Genomic DNA, 19491 nt, shown 5'->3' on the forward strand with positions numbered 1-19491 from the left:
TATCATCTTTTTGAAAAAAGATATTGGAAAAGAGATCTCAATAAAAATTTAACGTTATTTTAGCCCAAGGAAGTATGGATCCAATTAAGATAACCTTTAAAACCATTTTCAATCGGTATTATAATCACTTCGGGAGTATCATAGGGATGTATTTCGACAAGAGCATCAATTAAGTTTTGCTGTTTAATTTTTTCAGATTTTATCATCATAAGTATTTCATTATCTTCAATAATTTTATTATCCCAATGATAAATAGATTTAACTTGAGGTATTAAGTTTACACAAGCAGCAAGCTTTGTATTGATGAGGTAATGCGCAATTTCATTAGCGATTTTTTCATTTGGTGCTGTAGAGTATGCAATTATCATTGTTTGTCCTTTTAAAATTAATTTGATTTTTCATAGCAGTAATCAGGCTTGATGATTTTAATTTTATCAAAATAAAACTTTTTAAAACTTAAATCTAATATTTTTATTTTTAGCGAAATAAAACAGTATTTTCAAAAAAAACTTTCTCGATATGAGCTGTTTACGGCATTATTAAGGGCATTTTACGTATTATAAGGTTCTTGTAGTAAAGAAAAATATAAGAGTGCCGATATTATTGGTAGATTAATGAAATGTATCTATTTGTGTTATAGGCTTAATTTGGCTAAAGGCATTTTATTTTCAATAATATCTCTAATATAAAATAAACTAATTAGTCATAAGATTTATAAAAATTTGTGGGGTTTAAAATGGATAATAATTCGCTAAAAAACGCGAGTTTATTTGATAATGATCCCGTTCTCTATGCAGCGTGGCTTTACTATCAGGACGGACTCAGCCAAAGTGAAGTTGCAAATATTATGGGTGTTTCTCGTGTTACTGTCGTGAAATATTTGCATTTAGCTAGAGAAAAAGGATTCGTAAATATTAACTTGGATTCATCAGTATTTTCTACGATTGATTATGCCCTCAGAATAAAAGCAAAATTCGATCTTAATAATGTGCTTATTTTACCTGATGAAGAAAAGAATAAATCACAACATACTTTAAATATGAACAGAGAAAGGTTAGCGAAAGCAGGAGCAATGTATCTTTCTCAGATAATTAATGACGATGATATTTTAGGTGTTGCTTGGGGACGAACAATTTATAAATTGGGTAATTATCTTTCACCCAAGTCATTAAAAAATATCACAGTACTACAAATGATAGGCGCCGTAGCGCCACAGCCTGATTTTAAAACAACAGAAGCAGCCGCGTTAATTGCAAACAAGTTGTCAGGGTGCAGTATTAATTTGCATGTACCTGCGGTAGTTTCTAGTGCGCGCCTAGCAATGGAACTTCAAGCTGAGCCTATTATTAGGCGCAGTTTTTCGGCGCTAAATCAGTGTAATAAAGCCCTTTTTGTTGTGGGTAATACATTTGATGATAATCCTTTGGTAACAACGGGGGTTTTAACGAGTAGTGAGATGGCTCAATATCGTGATTTAGGCGCTGTCGGTGTAATTTGTGGACGTTTTTATGATGCGCAAGGTAATCCTTTAGTTTCTGATATTGACCTTAGGATAATGGGAATAAGTCTTGCTCAGTTAAGACAAATAACACAACGACTTTTTATTGCTGGTGGTGTGGAAAATATTCAAGCAACAATAGGGGCGATAAAAGGAGGTTATGCCACTGATATTGTAATTGATGAAGTCACAGCGTTGGCATTATTAGAGTTAGATAATTAGTAATAAAATCCTCGTGAAAGCGAGGATTTTTTGGCAAATGACTATTTAAGATCTACTTATCTCTGATAATAAGCATTTATTTTGAAAGGTCTTTTCTGTAAATCTTATACATAAAGAAAAAGATAAAAATGATAAGTTGTTAACATTTTTACCTTTTTTTAATATGAGTCTCTTGCCTTAAATGCTTATATCATTCATTATATAAAAAATTATATAACGATGATTGGGATTACCATATTTATGAAACGCCAATTGCTTGCTAGTTTAGGATTAGCATTAGGATTAATTTGTCATAATACATTTGCAGCTGAGCTTCATCTTTATGCAGGGGCTGGATTAAAACAACCCGTAGAGCAGGTTGTGAGTGTGTTTGAAAAAGAGACAGGAAATAAAGTCACTATTGAATATGGTGGTTCAGGCCAAATATTAACACGCTTTAATTTAACTAAGCAGGGAGATTTATTCTTTCCTGGGTCACAAGATTATGTTGAAAAGTTAGATAAAGAAGGGCAAGTGGTTAATCAGTATTCTATTATTCGCCATATTCCAGTTATTGCTGTGCGTAAAGATAAAGTGGGGGATATTAAAACCCTAGAAGATCTTGCGAATAGTTCATTAAAACTAGGTATGGGTGATGCTAAAGCTATCGCATTAGGAAAAAGTGGCGAACAACTTATTGATGCATCAGGACAAGGTGATAAATTACGCGATAAAGTTGTGGTTCGCACTGCAACAATTAAACAATTGCTTATGTATTTATTAAATGGGGAAGTGGATGCTGCCATTATTGGATATGCAGATGCAATGAAAAACCAAGATAAACTTGTTTTACTTCCAGTTCCTGAAGGTAGTCCAGAAGAAGTGGCAACACTTGCTGTTTTAAAAACATCAGCAAATCCAGAAGAAGCACAATTACTTGCTGATTATTTTACTCGCTCTGAAGGGATCAAGGCTTTTACTGATTATGGTTTTCTTCCTGTAATTTCGAAACCATAAATTTTTTCTCACATAAATTGTGTTTTTTTGCCACCAACTCACTGGTGGCTTTTTTCATTATCACAATAAAATAAATATTTATCGTAAAAAGGAAATAACGTGTTTCGATGGGCATTAATTCCACTCTTTTTATTGTTATTTCTGATCTTAGGATCGCTAATTGCGCTGATATGTCAACTTTCTTATGTTGAATTGAGGCAAGTTATTATTGATCCTGAATTTCATTTTGCTATTGGTATGTCACTCAGTACAGCGCTAACTTCTTTATGTTTAGCAATTATCTTAGGTGTACCCGCCGCATGGGCAATGACAAGAATTCCTTTTAAAGGGCATCGTTTCATTGATGCGTTATTAGATTTACCTTTGGTGACTCCTCCATTAGTTATCGGTATCGGATTATTATTGTTATTAGGAAATCAGGGGCCTTTAACAGGTATTTTTCCTGAGTTATCTCGCTCTCTTTTTTCACCGTTGGGTATTATTATTGCTCAAACTTATGTTGCTAGCGCGATTATTATGAGAAACAGCCTTTCTGCTTTTAAGTCGGTTGATCCTGCTTATATTCAAACAGCACAAAATTTAGGATTAACACCAACAAAAACATTTTTCTTAATTGAAATACCACTTTGCTGGTCAGCTCTAATGAGTGGAAGTATTATCGCATTTTCTAGAGCCTTAGGTGAATTTGGCGCTACGTTAATGTTAGCTGGTGCAACAAGGTTAAAAACCGAAACGTTGCCTATGGCAATTTATCTAAATATCGCCAGTGGAGATTTCACCTTGGCAATAGGTTGTGCGCTCGTTCTTATCGCTATCGCGATTACTTTATTATTTGCGTTGCATCGTTTACAGCGAGAAAGGAAGGCATCATGTTAGAAATTCGTTCATTAACATCGGGCATATTAAAAGATGTCTCGTTAAAGGTAGAGAAAGGAACTTGCTTAGGAATAAGTGGTACATCAGGAAGCGGTAAAACTACACTTTTAAATGCGATTGCTGGATATACTTCGTACTCTGGAGATATCTATCTTGCAAATAAAAGTATAAATGAACAGCCTGTGTGGTTGCGTTCTTGCCGATATTTAAATCAACGGCTTTATTTATTTCCGTTTATGACGGTGACACAAAATTTATGGCTAGCACAATATGGTGCAAAACAGAAAAGAAGTAAGGAGAGAGAAAAGGCGATATTAGAGCAAATGGGAATTACACATCTTGCTGAACGTTATCCTTATCAAATATCAGGAGGTGAGCAACAACGTGTTGCATTGGCAAGAGCTCTTATTAGCCAACCCAAACTTTTACTACTGGATGAACCTTTTTCGAGTTTGGATTGGGAAACACGTTATCAACTTTGGGATTTAATGAGTTCCTTAAAATCTAAGGAGATAACGATGATCATGGTTACTCATGAGCCTCGTGAAATAAAAGCGCTAGCAGATAAAACGGTTTTATTGTCTCAAGGACAAGTTGTTACTGAAAATTCTATACTATGAAGTTATTGATTGCTTATTGATCACCAAGCCATTACTGACCAATGGATAATACGCCCCATAATTTTTACAGAACTTGTTTCCGCTGATTCATCAGGAAATTCGTCTTTATTATAACTACGTATAATTAATTTACCGCCAGGTTGACGATAGAGTAGTTTTATTCTAAACAAAGCATCTTGTTCGATAGCATAAATACCACCATCAACAATACGAGTATTGCCTGTATCGACAGTAACTGTTGAGCCATTTGGAATAACGGGTGACATACTGTCGCCATAAACAGAAAAGCAGATCACGTTCTGAGATGATGCGCCATAACGGCGTAATGTGCTTTTTGAAAATCTCAATTTATATCCATTATGATCTTCGTTAGTACAACAACCGTCACCTGCTGCGAGCTCGATACTTTTAAAATAGGGTATTTCTACTTCATCATCACCTAAAGGAGTATTACTGTCCCATTCACTTACAGGTTGCCATTCATTCTCTGGTGGAATTTCAGAAGTTGCATTGGTTTGTTCTTCACCTCCAAGTAGCCAAGCCAAATCACAATTTAACGCTTTTGCTAATTCAGGTAAAAAACGGGGACGTTTAGTTTTACCGCTTTCTAGTTGTTCTATGGATTGCTGTGTCGTACTTGCTAAAGTGGCAAGTTCTGATTGTGTTAAACCTAACGCAATGCGTTTATCTTTGGTACGTTTCGCAATAGACATTAGTGACTCCTAATACGTGTCCTTACATATTCAAGTACAAAGAGTATATCGTAAAAAGAAAACAAATTAAATTGTATTTTACCTTAAGAATAAAATTAAGAATAGATTAATTACTTAATTTTGAAAACGTCATCTGCACTATCTGGTGGGGTGAGATAAGGATTTTCATCAGTGACTTCAGGATCTCTCAAGACTTCTCCACAGAAAATAATAAGGTCAGGTCTTTTTTGTTTTAAGTAGTTAAGTCGCGTTGTGCATTCATCTTTAGTATAAATTGTTTCTGTAACAGGAACAGCATCACAAGAATCATTTCCACAAGGACTTACCAACAATACATAACCGACCAGCATGAGCTGTGAAGTAAACATAAAATATCCTTTTAACTATTCATGTTTGGTCATCAAAATCAGACCGCTAGATTACCTATTTGTTGATAAAAAAGCAGTTTCTATTTGTCTTAAATAGCATTAATGATGCAAAAAAGTGTATTTGATCACAATTTTTCTAGTGTTTGTTTGTATTTTTTTGTAATGTGTTATAGGCGAATAACCTAATCATCAGAGAATAATACGCTATTGATATATTGTGAAAACAAATAGAATTGTTTTTCAGGCTACTTACTTGTTGTAATATTGTTATTTGCATTATCTAAATTAATATCCCCCATAAGAAACTAATTTAAATAATGTTTATTAATTATATAAATTTAGTTAAAAAACAGATATCTAGTATTTACTCAAGACTAAGTGTTTATTGGACAGAACACGCCGTTATGGCATGGCTAACAGAGAAGGGGCCTATTCTAAGAGAACTCGAAAATTAGATATACCATTTGTTTCAGATAGAGAGCTTATTATTTTAAAATAACTTGATTAACTCTGAAAATATTGTGCTTTATTTAGAACGAGAGTAATTAATAATACATCCCACTTTCTAGTAATATAGAAAGTGGGAACTTTATTGTCGATTAACCTTTACCAGATTGAAAAGAGGAATAAAGTGTCATCCCTCCGTCAATAAAAATAGTCTGTCCTGTGATATAGGCTGATTGTTCAGATGCTAACCAAGCGGCTACATTAGCAACGACTTCTGGCTCAGCAGCATATCTCATGGGGATCATCTCTTCTAATTCTTCACGAAGCGTATCATCTTGCATTTTTTCTTGGTTGATGGGGGTATTTATTGCTCCGGGGCCAATTGAATTAATTTTAATACCTTGACTTGCATATTCAAGAGCGAGAGATTGAGTTAGCATTCTTACCCCACCTTTACTTGCTGCGTAACTTGCAAAAGTGGGCCAAGGGATAATTTCATGAACTGAAGATATATTAATGATATTGCCTTGAATTTTATTTTCTACAAAATATCTTAGCGCAGAGCGGGCGGTAAGAAAGTAACTCGTTAAATTCACATCTATAATTTTACGCCAATCAGCTAAATCAACAGCATGGGAAGGTGTTTGTGTTTCAATACCAGCATTATTAATAAGAAGGTCGAGCTTGCCAAAATGATTGATGGCACAATAAATAAAATTATGGGCAACATCTTCGTTGCTAATATCACCCCCAAAAATAATGGCTTTACCTAAATTTAATTTATTTAAATCATCGGCAAGGCATTGAGCCTCTTTTTCGTCAGAATGATAGTTAATCACGACATTCATTCCTTCAGCGACTAATCGTGACACAATAGCAGCACCAATTCCTCTTGATGACCCCGTAACGACAGCGACTTTTCCTTGAAGATCGTTGTACATACTTCCTCCGATATTCGATTTGAAAATTAAGCAAAAAGTAATATAAGAGATAAATAAGATTATTTATCTAGCACTCTACTAAGCTTATGGTTAATATAGCCACTTATTTATTTTTCACTTCTCTTTATTGTAGGTTGTTATTATGTAATACGCATTAAGGCACTGAAAGAATCGTGCAAATACAGAAAAATTAACTTACCAAATTTATTTTAAAAATTTGGTAGAGCTTCTGTTACTTAATGAGTATTAAATAATGAATAATCAATCACAAAAATATGATAGAACCTATCACTATCCTTTTTCACCAGGCACAACAAACGACGATCGTATAAATGCGCAATGGTGGCAGGATATTTGTCAAATAAAACAACTTATCCATACAGAAAAACTAGATGGAGAAAATAATTGCCTAAATAAAATGGGGGTTTTTGCGCGTTCGCATGCAACTCCAACGCAATCAGCGTGGACATCTCAATTGCGTCAACGTTGGCAAATGATGAAAAATGATTTAGGTGAATTAGATATTTTCGGTGAAAATTTATATGCCATTCATTCTATTGAATATGCACACTTAGAAGAATATTTTTATGTGTTTGCGGTTCGTTATAAAGATAAATGGCTAGGTTGGGAAGAAGTGCAGTTTTATGCTTCTTTGTTTGATCTTCCTACTGTGCCAGAAATTAAATTGCCTGAATGTCAGGATAAAACAGAGTTTGAAAATATGATTGTTTCACAAGCCAAAAAGGCAAGTTTTTTTCAATCTCAAGATGTTTTAACTCAAAAACTAAGCCCAATGGAAGGTATTGTTACACGAGATGCACAGTCATTTTCTTTAAATGATTTTTCTCATCGTGTTTTTAAATATGTTAGAAAAGACCATGTTAAAACAGATGTTCATTGGAAAAAAAATTGGCGGCGAGCCCCTTTAATCTGGGAAAAAACACAGGAGTCTCAATGATGCTTCATAAAAAACTACACACTGAAATGTCATGGGAACACCTTTGTGAACTGTATGATGAAATAAATGATATGGCTGGTGTTATACAAGATCCTATTCATCATGCAGAAGGCGATGTGGCGATACATACACAAAGAGTAATCAATTCAGTGAAATCATTGCCAGAATATACGAGGCTAACTGAAAGAGAACAGCAAATTTTATGGATCTCGGCACTATTTCATGATGTAGAAAAACGCTCTACAACCCGGGAAGAAGAGGGACGTATTGTTTCACCGGGTCATGCACGTAAAGGTGAGCTAACAACGCGTCTTTTTCTATATAAAAAAGTACCTTTAAGCTTTGCTGATAGAGAGCAGATCGCTGCTTTAGTTCGCTTTCACGGTTTACCGTTGTGGGTGATGGATAAACCTGATCCTAAAAAAGCTCTGCTTGCTGCATCACAGAGAGTAGATTGCTATTTATTAGCATTATTAGCTAAAGCTGATGTTTTAGGGCGAGACTGTGAAGATAAACCAGCTCTTTTTGATAAAATTGCGTTATTTACACTTTATTGTGAAGAGTTAAATTGTTGGCGTAGAGCTGCTCCATTTCCTTCAAATGATGCTCGTTTTCACTATTTTTATACAGACAGTAGTACGGATTGTAATTACGAGCCTTATCCTGAAAAAGGAAGTGAAGTGACAGTGTTATGTGGATTACCTGGTATGGGAAAAGATACCTTTATTCGCCAACATTGTGCAGATCTTCCGATTGTGAGTTTAGATGATCTCCGTCGCCAACATAATATTAAACCTGATAACAGAGATGCTAATGGTTGGATAGCACAGCAAGCAAAAGAACAAGCTCGTATATATTTACGAGAGCATAAACCTTTTGTTTGGAATGCCACCAATATTACAAGAAAAATGCGAGATCAACTTATCTCTTTGTTTTATCGTTACAATGCAAAGATTACGTTGGTATATATTGAAGTCCCTTATGCGCAATGGCAGAGGCAAAATAATGCAAGAAACGAAGCAGTGCCAGCTAAAGTAATGGAACGTATGTTGAATAAATTGGAAGTACCAACACCAGAAGAGGCACACAAAGTGATTTATTGGATTGAAGGTCAATCTCAGACCATATTTTAATTAATTGATTAATCTCGGTGAAATGTTAAGTCGGTTATAAAATAAATGAGGGTTACTTATAAAAATAAGTAACCCTTTTTTACTTATTGAGTAGGATTAATTCACAAGTAAAACAACGTACTCAATTTACTTTTTAACGTGATGGATAATATCGAAATAGACATTACGATCATCAGCATTTGGATAAATACGATAGGTGTACTCATCATCTTTAACTGTGATATTTTCTACATCACGGGTGAATAGTGTTTTACCTTCAGTATCTTTGGCAACTAAGGTGCGTATTTTGCCATCGTCTGACATTGACCAGTCACCTTGCATTTTTTGTTTACCTTCTGGCGTAAACATAATAAATGTGCCATTAGGGTAGTATTCTGCAAGCCCAAAATAGTTGCTAACTTGAGCATTATCTGGAGTTGTTTTATTTCCTTTTTCATCGATAGCGTCAGTTGTTATCCAAACTTTTTCTATCATGATTTTCTCATAATCGTTAAGGTCTTTTTGAGCCTGAATAACATCTTGAGTTTGAATGTTAGTAGCAGTTGATGAACTTTCTGCAGCAAAAAGAGAAAAACTAGCGCTTAATAATGAGATTGCGATAAGTGATTTTATTTTCATTGATATATCCTTATTTTACGTTGTGCTTTTTGTCAGTAATTTATGTTATGTCTGACGGTATGGATAAATTTTAGTATAAAATGAGTGAAGTGCGAGGAAATAATTATGTCTAAATGTTTCTAAAAAAAGAATTTTTGACAAATCTTACTGGTTAGAAATATTCAATATACTATATTTATTAGCATTATTATCTCCATTTATTCTTATTATAGATTTAATTGCTATAGGTGGTGTAATTAAAAAAAACAAATCATATTTATAGATAGCACAAAAAATAGATAAAAATCTTTCTTGATTTACAATATGAATTCAAAGATTGACTCATTGGTGAATTAAATAGACAAAGATGATGACGTTTTTATCTAACTAAATGTTACTTAGGTCACAAAAATGAAAGATGAAAACTGAGTGTGTTTTAAGCGTTGCTTTTGCATTACTTAAGTAATTTACGTTCTCTGGTGAAAAGATAACATTTTCTTTGGTGTTTAATGATTAAAATGTCTTTATGGTAAATGCGTTTTAAAAATCAGAGATGATAAAAATAATTAATGCATTGCACGATTCAATTAGATTGTATTTTATTTAAGCATTATTACGGATAGTTTATAGTGATATAAAATGATTTCTTTTGTAAGATCTTACATATAAAAATAAATTTTATTTTTATATGTAAATCAATAATATTATTTTCCGTATAAAAATAAAAAAGCAATATTAAATTTATTTATATTAATAAGGTAAGACGACATTGTAAATTTACTCATTTTTTTCTAAAAAAAGTATAAGTTAAAAATTCATTTATTAAATTATCTTACTATTGTCATTGTTTATTTCTGTTTCTTTTTGTTTTTTATTTTTGTATTTCTGCTTTTTTTTGCTTTTAATAAATAACATATGATTGTAATCACAATCCCATAACAACTAATAAACTAAAGTTGTTGCCATAGAGGTAACATTAAATGAAAGCAGAACGTCATAAAAAAATAATTAATCTGATTAAAGGTAATGGTGCAGTAAAAGTTTCTGTTTTGGCTAAAGAACTTGATGTTACCAAAGAAACAATACGATCAGATTTAAATACACTCGCAGAAAAAGGAATTATAAAAAGGTGCCATGGTGGTGCTTTTATAGAATTTGAAACTTTAGATAAAGTTGCAAAAAAAGAAATTATACAATTTCTAGAATGTAATGATCAAATTGATAAAAACGATTTAGCAAACAAAACAGCAATAAATAAGGTGTGCGTACTAGGTTCATTTAATGTTGATATGATTAGTTATCTTCCTAGATTGCCAGAAGCCGGGGAATCCTTATTATCGAATAAGTTTATCTTCTCACCAGGAGGTAAAGGTTGTAATCAAGCATTGGCGGCGAGTTATGCTGATGCACAGGTGCATTTTATAACGAAGATAGGTACTGATCAATTTAGTGATTATGCAGTTAATTTTATATCATCATCAAGAATAAAAACATCAACGATATATCAAACTGAAAATTATCAAACAGGAACTGCATCTATTTTTGTTTCTGAAGAGAGTGGGGAAAATATTATTTCTATTTATTCTGGCTCTAATATGGATATTACTGCTGATGAAGTAAAAATACAAAAAGATAAAATTATTGATGCGGATATAATTTTACTTCAATTAGAAACAAATATTGAGGCATTAAAAGAAATTATTGCTATTGGAAACGAAAATAATATACCTATTATTCTTAATCCAGCACCTTATAATAAAATAGTTAATGAATTACTTCCAATGATAGATGTATTAACACCTAATGAAACGGAAGCCAGTTTATTATCTGGAATAGAAGTACTCGATTTAGAATCTGCAAAAAATGCTGCAGTTTCTATTTATCAACAAGGCGTAAATAAAGTGGTTATTACGCTGGGTAGTAAAGGTTCGTTAGCTTATGACGGATATAAGTATATTTATTCGCCGGCATATCCGGCAGTTGTAAAAAATACAGCAGGGGCAGGTGATGCTTTTAATGGAGCGCTCGCTGCCTCGTTGGCAAAAGGAAAGCAGTTTTCTTATGCGTTACGCTATGCATCAGCTTTTTCATCATTAGCTGTTGAGACGAGTAATGCTTCAGAAATGCCTGAAGATATTAATGTCATGCATCGCATCAATCAAACAACATATTCACAGATTGTCACCCAATCCCCTGAATAAATAATCTTTTTTGAAAGAGGAATAAAAATGAAAATCTTATTTATTGGTGAGTCATGGCACATTCATATGATCCACTCTAAAGGCTACGACAGTTTCACTTCCAGCAAATATGAAGAAGGTTCTACGTTCTTATTAAGTTGCTTAAGAGAAAAAGGTGTTGAAGTTGATTATATGCCTGCCCATACCGTTCAGGTTGCATTTCCACAAACGGCTGAAGCATTGGCTAAATACGATGTCATTGTTATTAGTGATATTGGTGCAAATACGTTCCTTCTGCAAAACGATACGTTCTATAACATGAAAGTCATTCCTAACGCATTAGGGTTAATTAAAGAGTTTGTAGTTAATGGCGGTGGCTTATTAATGATTGGTGGTTACCTGTCATTTATGGGTATTGAGGCTAAAGCAAACTACAAAAATACATTACTTGCAGAAGTTCTGCCTGTTGAAATGCTGGATGGCGACGATCGTGTAGAAGCGCCTGAAGGTGTATTTGCAAGTGCTGTAAACGCTGAGCATGCATCAGTAAAAGGCTTTGGTGAATGGCCTATGTTCCTTGGCTATAACAAAGTTTCAGCTAAAGAGAATACAGAAACCGTTTTAAATATTGGCGAAGATCCATTGCTGGTATTTGGTCAGTTCGAAAAAGGAAAAACAGGCTGCTTTATGAGTGATTGTTCTCCTCATTGGGGTAGCAAAGAGTTTTTAGCATGGCCTCATTATGCAGATATGTGGGTTAACATTCTTAAACAAATTGCCCGTTAATTTGAATTAAGAATAACTGTAATAAAAAGTAAAAAAGCGCAGAGTTGCCGCTCTGCGCTAATAAAACCGATTACTTGAAAAATAAAAAAAGAAATCACTCATAGCCAATAATCCAAAAGGAACATCTTATGAGTACAAAAAATTTATCAACACCATTGCTGATGTTAGCAACTGTGTTAGCAGGTATGCTATCACCAATGCAGTCTGCGGTGAATGGGCAGTTAGGGCATGTTTTAAAAGATGGTAACGCCAGTGCAGTTATCTCTTTTGCCAGTGGTTTAGTGGTGATGTTTTTTATCATTATGTCGAAAAAACAGTATCGCCAACAATTTGCTTCAATTCCAAGTTTAATTAAAACGCGTAAAATCCCATTATGGAACTGGTTTGCGGGTCTTTGTGGTGCAATGGTTGTTTTCTCTGAAGGAGCTTCTGCGAGCGCGTTAGGAATTGCAACATTCCAAACAGCATTAATTTCAGCACTCTTATTATCAGGTTTATTATGTGACCGCTTTGGTGTCGGTGTTGATGAGAAAAAATATTTCACACCATATCGTGTATTAGGTGCAATATTAGCTGTTGTTGCAACTTTATTTGTAGTTTCTCCACAATGGCACTCAACCTCATTTATTTATTTAGCAATTTTACCTTTTCTGGCTGGTTTATTAGCCGGTTGGCAGCCAGCAGGTAACGCTAAAGTTGCTGAAGCAACAGGTTCTATGATGGTGTCTATCACTTGGAACTTTATAGTTGGCTTCACTGTTTTAACGATTGCTCTCATTGTTCGCATGGCATTAGGTCATATCACTCTTGAATTACCAGGTACTTGGTGGATGTATTTAGGTGGTCCTTTAGGACTTATGTCTATCGCATTAATGGCTATTTTAGTACGTGGTTTAGGCTTACTGATGTTAGGCGTTGCCTCAACAGCGGGTCAGTTGTTAGGTTCTGTATTAATTGACTTATTATTACCGTCATTAGGCAATACCGTTTATTTAGTGACAATCATTGGAACATTATTTGCGTTAGTGGGTGCGATTGTAACTACAATTCCTGAATTCAGAGCGACTAAGTCAGCAAAAGCGTAGGAGTATCGTAATGAAAGGTTATATTCAAACCGTAACTGGCCCCGTGAAAAAAGAAGATATGGGGCTAACATTGCCTTATGAACACCTTTTTAATGATCTCTCAGGTGTTGTTGATGAACCTTTTTATGAATTCTCGCATGTGTTAGTTGATAAGAAGGTGAGTGCAGATATTCAGTGGGGACTTAAATACGATCCATATTGCTGTTGCGATAATATGGATAAAAAGCCTATCGAAGATGTTATTTTTGAATTAAATAACTTCAAAGAGTTAGGAGGCAGAACAATTGTTGATGCAACAGGATCTTCATCAATTGGACGTGATATTAGAAAATTAAGACAAGTTGCAGAAATCACTGGTATTAACGTTGTTGCTTCTTCAGGACTTTATATTGAAAAGTTTGAAGGGAAGCGTTTGGCTGATGATATTGATGCAATGGCAAAAATCATTGATGATGAATTGAATGTAGGTATTGATGGTACTGATATTTGTGCTGGCATGATTGGCGAAATTGGCGTTTCTCCATTCTTTACTGATGGTGAAAAAAATAGCTTACGTGCTGCTGCCATTGCGCAAAATGGTAATCCTCATGTTTCAATGAATATTCATATGCCGGGTTGGCAACGTCGTGGCGATGAAGTTTTAGATATTCTATTAACAGAAATGGGATGTAACCCCGCTAAGATTTCATTGGCACATTCGGACCCATCAGGTAAAGATATTGATTATCAATGCAAAATGTTAGATCGCGGTGTTTGGCTTGAGTTTGATATGATTGGTCTGGATATCTCTTTCCCTAAAGAAGGGGCAGCACCAAGTGTTATGGATACCGTAGAAGCCGTCGCAACCTTAATTGAAAGAGGTTATGGTAGCCAAATTGTATTAAGCCATGATGTGTTCTTAAAACAGATGTGGGCGAAAAATGGAGGAAATGGTTGGGGATTTGTTCCTAATGTATTCCTTTCATTATTGGCTCAACGTGGCATTGATAAATCTATTATTAAAAAATTATGTGTAGATAATCCAGCTAATTTATTGGCTTAAATCTGAAGTGAGTAAATAACAATAAATATACCCCTTGAAGTAAATTTAGCGGCATCTTAATAAAGTGCCGCTTTTTTATGTTTCAAGGAAAAGAAGACAAAATGAAGCATTAACGTAAATGGAAATTTTCAATATAACGCAATGAATGCGTTGAACCATTAATGACTAAAGAGTGTGTTTGTAAGTATTGAGCTTGTTGATTAACACCAGATAAAAAATCACCTTTGGTAATTGCTGTTGCTGCAAACATAACATCTTGGTTACGTACTAATGTGTCTAATGACAATTTAATATTTACATCGGTACCCATTTTGTGGCAACGAGCAATTTCAGAAACGGCATATTCTCTATTTTCCGCACTATTTCCTTTTGCAATATCTCGAGTAATCAAACGTGCTTGCATATCACCGCCTAATGCCTTCGCGATAGCCGCACTAATTACGCCCTCGGGTGCTCCACCAATACCATACATAACATCAATACTGTTATTAGGCATTGTGGCATATAAAGAAGCTAAAACATCACCATCAGGTAGTGTAATAATATTAATACCTTTCGCGCGCAGATCTTTAATAATATCGTGGTGACGTGGTTTATCTAAAATAGCAAGGGTTAGCTGTTCAATAGGTTTATTTAATGTTTGTGCAATAGCATCAAGGTTATATTCAAGGCAATGGTTAAGATCAATCACACCAGCAGCTTGTTTACCAACAATTAATTTCTCCATATACATGTCAGGAGCTTGTAAAAAACTGCCTTCAAAGCCAGCGGCTAAAATAGCTAGGGAATTATTTTCACCCATAGCGACCATGCGTGTACCGTCAATGGGGTCAACTGCAATTTCTATTTTATCGCCTTTCCCATTTCCTACTTTTTCGCCAATATAGAGCATAGGCGCTTCATCTATTTCACCTTCACCAATGACAATTTCACCATTGATATTTAGGTTATTTAAACGTTCACGCATGGCACTGACAGCAGCATCATCTGCTGCATTTTTATTTTGTTTTCCAATCCAAGGCATTGCTGCAATAGCTGCGGCTTCTGTTACAGAAGCGATAGCATTAGTTAATTCGTCATTTAATTTCATATTATGAGTGTGTTTTGCGATATAAATGGAAGATTAAGTTAGGTTACCGATCATACCTTTTTTTCGAAATTGTGTGTTAGGTTTAAATCAAGAGTTCTCGAAATAGATTATTTAGGAATAAACTAAGATAAATCTGTGAAAATTAAAGTATAACTAAGGGGAAGAGATTAAAACTATGTGATGCTTAACGCAAAAGGATTAGGTTTATGGACGACTTTTTGACGCTCATTGTTACAATATTTGTCGTGGTATCTTTGTATTGGCAATATCACGCTTATATAAATAGCAACTCATTGTTACATCGAATTAAACAGCTTGAAGAAAAGTTTACTGAGCAACAAGAGAAATTATTTAAGTTATTAAATAAAGATAACGCTGTGGATATTCGCACAGAGCTTGATACTCAGAAAAGTGAAGTTAAGGATTTATCTCGCGATATAAAAAAAGAGCCTCAACCAACGGGTTCAACTTATCAACCTAAAACAGTTGAATCTACTGACACAATAGAACAGGTGCAAAATAAGGCGGAGAATAAAAGTACGCCTGTATATCAACATGCACAAGTATCACAAGAAAAGGTATTTAATAAAGCTTTTCCTAATGAAGAAAATCCATCAGTCCAAGCTTCTATGGTTAATGATATTAACCTTGAAAACAAACAACCTAATAAGCCAGAAATATCAACGGCCCCTATACCTAAAGAGCCTGAACCATATCGGCCGAAGGTAGCAACAAGCCGTTTTGCTCATCATTACCAAAAAGAGGTAAAACAAACCTATGTTGGATCAGCAGCAGATCTGCTTGTGGAGAATAGTGCTGGTGTAACAAGTACAAGTCTTGCGGGATCTGAAACGGGTCATTTAGGAAATGTTACACCTCAAGTAAATCGACCAGCATCGCAATATAGACCTAATTTAAATCCTCACCCAAAACGTCAACAGAAATCGATTTTGGGACTTATTTGGAATTGGGTAGTAACAGGAAATCCGCTGGCTAAAATAGGGATGCTATTGCTCTTCTTTGGTCTGTCTTATTTACTTAAATACAGTATTGAGAATGAACTTGTCTCAGCATCAACACGTTTAATGATGGCGGGAACAGGATGTTTGGCCTTATTAGGTATTGGCTGGTGGCTTAGAAAGAAAAACCTGATATATGCATTAATTTTACAAGGTGGCGGCATTGGTGGGGTCTACATCACTATTTTTGCTGCGACTAAAATTTATGATTTTGTTCCTATTGGCATTGCTTTAGCCATTATGGTCTTTATTTGTATTGTCAGTGTTATTTTAGCAGTTCTTCATCGAGCAATTAGTTTAGCTGTATTAGCTTCATTAGGAGGATATTTAGCGCCTGTATTATTGTCCACAGGAAGTGGCAATTATATTGCTTTGTTTAGTTATTATCTTATTCTTTCAATTGGCATTCTTATTATCAGCCATTGGCAAGTTTGGCGTTTATTAAATCTTATTGGTTTTGCTTTTACTTTTGGTATTGGTTTTATATGGGCGATACCAAATTATACTCATGCCGATTATTTACCTTGTCAGTTATTTCTAATTGCGAATTGGTTGATTTTTGGTGTTGCAACGGAACTTTCAACACTAAAAAATAAACTGAAACTTAATATTCCTTTTGATGCCACATTACTGTTTGGCACACCATTAATTGGTTTTATTTTCCAATATCGATTAGCCTCAGAATGGCCATATGGAGTTGCTATTGCTTCATCTCTTTATGGATTAGCTTATTTTATACTAAGTTGGTTTGCACTTAAGCGTTATCGTAAAGAGGGTAAATTGCTGGCAATTGCCTTCTTTATGCTCTCTGCCACCTTTGCCACTTTAGCCGTACCATTTGCATTCTCTGCTGAATGGACATCGATTGTATGGGCAATTGAAGGGATGATGATCCTTGCTTTTTCTGTTTTACAGCAGCAAAAGAAACCCGCTATTGCAGGGACTATTTTAGTTGCAGTTTCTTTTGTTTTATTATTTAACATGCCCGTTATCTCGTTGGGTGATTGGCTAATGCTGGTAACACAAGTAATCGTTGTATTTGCTGTCGCAGTACTGTGGTATCGAGCGCAATTTACTAATATTGATAATCGAGCTATTGGATATGTCACACTGTTTATTTCTGCTGTAAGCTGGGGATATAGTGTTTTACTTTTACAAGAATATGGTGAACATTGGTTCTCTCCAGAAGTAAAATCCATTACTTTTGCTTTTATTCTTATCAGCTGTTGGGGCATGTTCTTTGCTGGGAAGAAATCCCAATTTTTTGAGTTGGCAAGTTGCTCTATTTTATTATGGCCGATGTCAGCACTTATTATGTTGGTATATATCTATCTTGCAGGTTCGTTAATTGATAATTGGTTAAGTGCGATTATCTGGTTCGCAATTTTTGCTAGTGGTTTCTATTTACTTAAAGTAAATACATTATTGCCGAAACAAAGGATAAATAAAGCATTGATCCACAGTATGCATCTTATCTTTATTGGTCTCTTCTTATTTACTGAAATTATTTGGTTAATGGATGTTACGTATCTTTATGTGAGCTTACATTTTGCAAGTGTAATTTTTGTTATCAGTTTATTTATTGCAATAAGCTATATATTCGCAATGAAAGTGAATTGGACAAAAGAGTACCAAGATGCTTATTGGATAGTCACTTTACCTATTTTAGGTTTACTAGCACTCTCTTTAATCTTTGCAAACTTTAATGATGGCACTGAAAGTGGAATTAAATTTATTCCATTATTTAATTTGATGGATCTAATGGGTATTATTGGAATATGGATTGGTTATCAATTTATTTCAGTAATAAAACAATCACCTAAATATCAAGCATTATTGAAAAATAGCTTACCTATATTGAATTACATTATTCCGGCTATGATTTTCTGGTGGGCAAATGGTGTTCTATTAAGAGGATTAGTCTTTGCAACAGATGTTGATTGGTCGAGTTATGCAATAATTAATTCCAAAGTGATCCAAACAGTATTAGCAATTATTTGGGCAATTACTGCATTAGTAACTATGGTGATGGCGACACGTAAGAAGTCACGTTCACAATGGTTTATTGGTGGTGTACTGTTGGCGGTGGTTATCGCTAAACTTTTCCTAATTGACACATCATTAAGTAGTGGATTACTCAGAGCATTGGCCTTTATTGGTGTTGCAATACTGATTTTATTAATTGGATATTTCTCACCACTACCGCCGAAAAAACAGAGTAACAATACAAGTGTGTAAGTAATATTTATGCTTACATTGTGTTTATTATAAAAATTAAATCATGCATATAATCTTAAATGATTAATGCATGATTTAATGGAAAGGAGAACTATAATGCATCAAGGTCAATGTTTATGCGGTAAAGTTAAATTATCAACAGCACAAGATATCTCTGCGCTCAGCGTTTGTCATTGCAGTATGTGTTTACGTTGGAATGGGGGCCTGGTTTTTCAATTGATTGCAAATCAGATTTGAAGATTGAAGGTGAAGAATATATAACACGCTATGATTCATCTTCATGGGGTGAGCGAGCATTTTGTAAGCATTGTGGCTCTCATCTTTTTTACCTTCTAAAAGAAACTCATACTTACTATGTGTCAGCAGGATTATTTCCTGATGCGAAAGAAAGCAAACTGACAATGCAAATTTATATAGATAGCAAACCCCACTATTATAATTTTGTAGAAAAAACACCAATGCTAACAGAACAAGATATTATGAATATGTTCAATTAATAATATTTTATTTATTGATTTTTTTATATTTTTTAAAGGCTCTTTTCTATATGAGCCTTTTTTATTATAGTATAATAATCATGTTAAAATTTATGGAAAGTTGATTTAACATTCTTTGTTATATTTTAATTTAAAAGGAAAGAGTTATTGATAAATACATTGATAATAAGTCGAGTTGAAATATT

The 19491-nt window shown here is 34.2% G+C and carries 19 protein-coding genes; 13 read left to right on the forward strand and 6 right to left on the reverse strand.

Annotation, left to right across the window (positions count from 1 at the left end; genetic code table 11):
• Positions 1–59: 59 nt before the first annotated feature.
• The gene (gene cutA / locus CUB63_RS01840; RefSeq protein WP_072064137.1) at positions 60–368 is read right to left on the reverse strand and encodes a divalent-cation tolerance protein CutA; all 309 of its coding nucleotides are present in this window, start codon (positions 366–368) and stop codon (positions 60–62) included.
• A gap of 368 nt (positions 369–736) precedes the next feature.
• Between cutA and CUB63_RS01845 the strand changes: the two genes are divergently transcribed.
• From CUB63_RS01845 to CUB63_RS01860, 4 genes are all read left to right on the forward strand, one after another.
• On the forward strand, positions 737–1720 hold the full coding sequence (locus CUB63_RS01845; protein WP_072064136.1) for a sugar-binding transcriptional regulator: 984 nt from the start codon (positions 737–739) through the stop codon (positions 1718–1720).
• 240 nt (positions 1721–1960) lie between these two features.
• Positions 1961–2716 carry a molybdate ABC transporter substrate-binding protein gene (gene modA, locus CUB63_RS01850; protein ID WP_109400602.1) on the forward strand — a complete coding sequence of 252 codons (756 nt, stop codon included), beginning with the start codon at positions 1961–1963 and terminating at the stop codon, positions 2714–2716.
• A 99-nt stretch (positions 2717–2815) separates the two neighbouring features.
• Positions 2816–3592 (forward strand): ABC transporter permease, encoded by a 777-nt coding sequence (locus tag CUB63_RS01855; RefSeq protein WP_109847332.1) that lies wholly within the window; start codon positions 2816–2818, stop codon positions 3590–3592.
• Entirely contained in the window at positions 3586–4212 is a 627-nt protein-coding gene (locus tag CUB63_RS01860; RefSeq protein ID WP_109847333.1) for an ABC transporter ATP-binding protein, read from the forward strand. Before CUB63_RS01855 ends, CUB63_RS01860 begins: the two co-directional genes overlap by 7 nt.
• Positions 4213–4232: 20 nt before the next feature.
• On the opposite strand, the gene CUB63_RS01865 is transcribed toward CUB63_RS01860, so the two are convergent.
• The 3 genes from CUB63_RS01865 to CUB63_RS01875 form a co-directional block, all read right to left on the reverse strand.
• The gene (locus CUB63_RS01865; protein WP_072064132.1) at positions 4233–4925 is read right to left on the reverse strand and encodes an XRE family transcriptional regulator; all 693 of its coding nucleotides are present in this window, start codon (positions 4923–4925) and stop codon (positions 4233–4235) included.
• Between the two features lie 110 nt (positions 4926–5035).
• Positions 5036–5293: a hypothetical protein gene (locus CUB63_RS01870; RefSeq protein ID WP_006532995.1), complete on the reverse strand. Its 258-nt coding sequence runs from the start codon at positions 5291–5293 to the stop codon at positions 5036–5038.
• 599 nt (positions 5294–5892) lie between these two features.
• Positions 5893–6681 carry a glucose 1-dehydrogenase gene (locus tag CUB63_RS01875; RefSeq protein WP_006532993.1) on the reverse strand — a complete coding sequence of 263 codons (789 nt, stop codon included), beginning with the start codon at positions 6679–6681 and terminating at the stop codon, positions 5893–5895.
• Positions 6682–6934: 253 nt separating this feature from the next.
• Between CUB63_RS01875 and CUB63_RS01880 the strand changes: the two genes are divergently transcribed.
• Together CUB63_RS01880 and CUB63_RS01885 are read left to right on the forward strand one after the other, a co-directional pair.
• Positions 6935–7639 carry an RNA ligase family protein gene (locus tag CUB63_RS01880; protein WP_109847334.1) on the forward strand — a complete coding sequence of 235 codons (705 nt, stop codon included), beginning with the start codon at positions 6935–6937 and terminating at the stop codon, positions 7637–7639.
• The gene (locus CUB63_RS01885) at positions 7636–8772 is read left to right on the forward strand and encodes an AAA family ATPase (protein ID WP_109400598.1); all 1137 of its coding nucleotides are present in this window, start codon (positions 7636–7638) and stop codon (positions 8770–8772) included. Before CUB63_RS01880 ends, CUB63_RS01885 begins: the two co-directional genes overlap by 4 nt.
• A gap of 126 nt (positions 8773–8898) precedes the next feature.
• Here the strand turns inward: CUB63_RS01885 and CUB63_RS01890 are convergent, their stop codons facing one another.
• On the reverse strand, positions 8899–9390 hold the full coding sequence (locus tag CUB63_RS01890; protein ID WP_109847335.1) for a DUF4822 domain-containing protein: 492 nt from the start codon (positions 9388–9390) through the stop codon (positions 8899–8901).
• A gap of 959 nt (positions 9391–10349) precedes the next feature.
• Between CUB63_RS01890 and CUB63_RS01895 the strand changes: the two genes are divergently transcribed.
• The 4 genes from CUB63_RS01895 (at position 10350) to CUB63_RS01910 (ending at position 14462) form a co-directional block, all read left to right on the forward strand.
• Positions 10350–11570, forward strand: a complete 1221-nt coding sequence (locus CUB63_RS01895; RefSeq protein WP_109400596.1) for a PfkB family carbohydrate kinase — start codon at positions 10350–10352, stop codon at positions 11568–11570.
• A 27-nt stretch (positions 11571–11597) separates the two neighbouring features.
• On the forward strand, positions 11598–12335 hold the full coding sequence (locus CUB63_RS01900; protein ID WP_006532984.1) for a glutamine amidotransferase: 738 nt from the start codon (positions 11598–11600) through the stop codon (positions 12333–12335).
• Positions 12336–12463: 128 nt separating this feature from the next.
• The gene (locus CUB63_RS01905; protein WP_109400595.1) at positions 12464–13420 is read left to right on the forward strand and encodes a DMT family transporter; all 957 of its coding nucleotides are present in this window, start codon (positions 12464–12466) and stop codon (positions 13418–13420) included.
• Positions 13421–13430: 10 nt separating this feature from the next.
• Positions 13431–14462 (forward strand): methylphosphonate esterase, encoded by a 1032-nt coding sequence (locus tag CUB63_RS01910; RefSeq protein ID WP_109847336.1) that lies wholly within the window; start codon positions 13431–13433, stop codon positions 14460–14462.
• 109 nt (positions 14463–14571) lie between these two features.
• Here the strand turns inward: CUB63_RS01910 and glpX are convergent, their stop codons facing one another.
• The gene (gene glpX, locus CUB63_RS01915; RefSeq protein ID WP_006532981.1) at positions 14572–15552 is read right to left on the reverse strand and encodes a class II fructose-bisphosphatase; all 981 of its coding nucleotides are present in this window, start codon (positions 15550–15552) and stop codon (positions 14572–14574) included.
• A gap of 206 nt (positions 15553–15758) precedes the next feature.
• Here glpX and CUB63_RS01920 point away from each other — a divergent pair, with 206 nt between their 5' ends.
• From CUB63_RS01920 to CUB63_RS01925, 3 genes are all read left to right on the forward strand, one after another.
• Entirely contained in the window at positions 15759–18809 is a 3051-nt protein-coding gene (locus tag CUB63_RS01920; protein ID WP_109847337.1) for a DUF2339 domain-containing protein, read from the forward strand.
• A gap of 96 nt (positions 18810–18905) precedes the next feature.
• A complete protein-coding gene (locus CUB63_RS18030) occupies positions 18906–19046 on the forward strand; it encodes a GFA family protein (RefSeq protein ID WP_462938045.1) in 141 nt (46 codons plus the stop codon).
• Entirely contained in the window at positions 19001–19306 is a 306-nt protein-coding gene (locus CUB63_RS01925) for a GFA family protein (protein WP_332299535.1), read from the forward strand. The genes CUB63_RS18030 and CUB63_RS01925 overlap by 46 nt, the downstream gene beginning before the upstream one ends.
• Positions 19307–19491: the final 185 nt, after the last annotated feature.

The organism is Proteus penneri (assembly GCF_003144535.1).
In the GTDB taxonomy this organism is placed as follows: domain Bacteria; phylum Pseudomonadota; class Gammaproteobacteria; order Enterobacterales; family Enterobacteriaceae; genus Proteus; species Proteus penneri.

Excerpts from the sequence above, each read along its gene's own strand:
- cutA (WP_072064137.1), bottom strand. The coding sequence starts at position 368 with ATGATAATTGCATACTCTACAGCACCAAATGAAAAAATCGCTAATGAA.
- CUB63_RS18030 (WP_462938045.1), top strand. The coding sequence starts at position 18,906 with ATGCATCAAGGTCAATGTTTATGCGGTAAAGTTAAATTATCAACAGCA.
- CUB63_RS01890 (WP_109847335.1), bottom strand. The coding sequence starts at position 9,390 with ATGAAAATAAAATCACTTATCGCAATCTCATTATTAAGCGCTAGTTTT.
- CUB63_RS01905 (WP_109400595.1), top strand. The coding sequence starts at position 12,464 with ATGAGTACAAAAAATTTATCAACACCATTGCTGATGTTAGCAACTGTG.
- CUB63_RS01870 (WP_006532995.1), bottom strand. The coding sequence starts at position 5,293 with ATGTTTACTTCACAGCTCATGCTGGTCGGTTATGTATTGTTGGTAAGT.
- CUB63_RS01900 (WP_006532984.1), top strand. The coding sequence starts at position 11,598 with ATGAAAATCTTATTTATTGGTGAGTCATGGCACATTCATATGATCCAC.
- modA (WP_109400602.1), top strand. The coding sequence starts at position 1,961 with ATGAAACGCCAATTGCTTGCTAGTTTAGGATTAGCATTAGGATTAATT.
- CUB63_RS01885 (WP_109400598.1), top strand. The coding sequence starts at position 7,636 with ATGATGCTTCATAAAAAACTACACACTGAAATGTCATGGGAACACCTT.
- CUB63_RS01895 (WP_109400596.1), top strand. The coding sequence starts at position 10,350 with ATGAAAGCAGAACGTCATAAAAAAATAATTAATCTGATTAAAGGTAAT.
- CUB63_RS01865 (WP_072064132.1), bottom strand. The coding sequence starts at position 4,925 with ATGTCTATTGCGAAACGTACCAAAGATAAACGCATTGCGTTAGGTTTA.
- CUB63_RS01845 (WP_072064136.1), top strand. The coding sequence starts at position 737 with ATGGATAATAATTCGCTAAAAAACGCGAGTTTATTTGATAATGATCCC.
- CUB63_RS01875 (WP_006532993.1), bottom strand. The coding sequence starts at position 6,681 with ATGTACAACGATCTTCAAGGAAAAGTCGCTGTCGTTACGGGGTCATCA.
- glpX (WP_006532981.1), bottom strand. The coding sequence starts at position 15,552 with ATGAAATTAAATGACGAATTAACTAATGCTATCGCTTCTGTAACAGAA.
- CUB63_RS01880 (WP_109847334.1), top strand. The coding sequence starts at position 6,935 with ATGAATAATCAATCACAAAAATATGATAGAACCTATCACTATCCTTTT.
- CUB63_RS01910 (WP_109847336.1), top strand. The coding sequence starts at position 13,431 with ATGAAAGGTTATATTCAAACCGTAACTGGCCCCGTGAAAAAAGAAGAT.
- CUB63_RS01860 (WP_109847333.1), top strand. The coding sequence starts at position 3,586 with ATGTTAGAAATTCGTTCATTAACATCGGGCATATTAAAAGATGTCTCG.
- CUB63_RS01920 (WP_109847337.1), top strand. The coding sequence starts at position 15,759 with ATGGACGACTTTTTGACGCTCATTGTTACAATATTTGTCGTGGTATCT.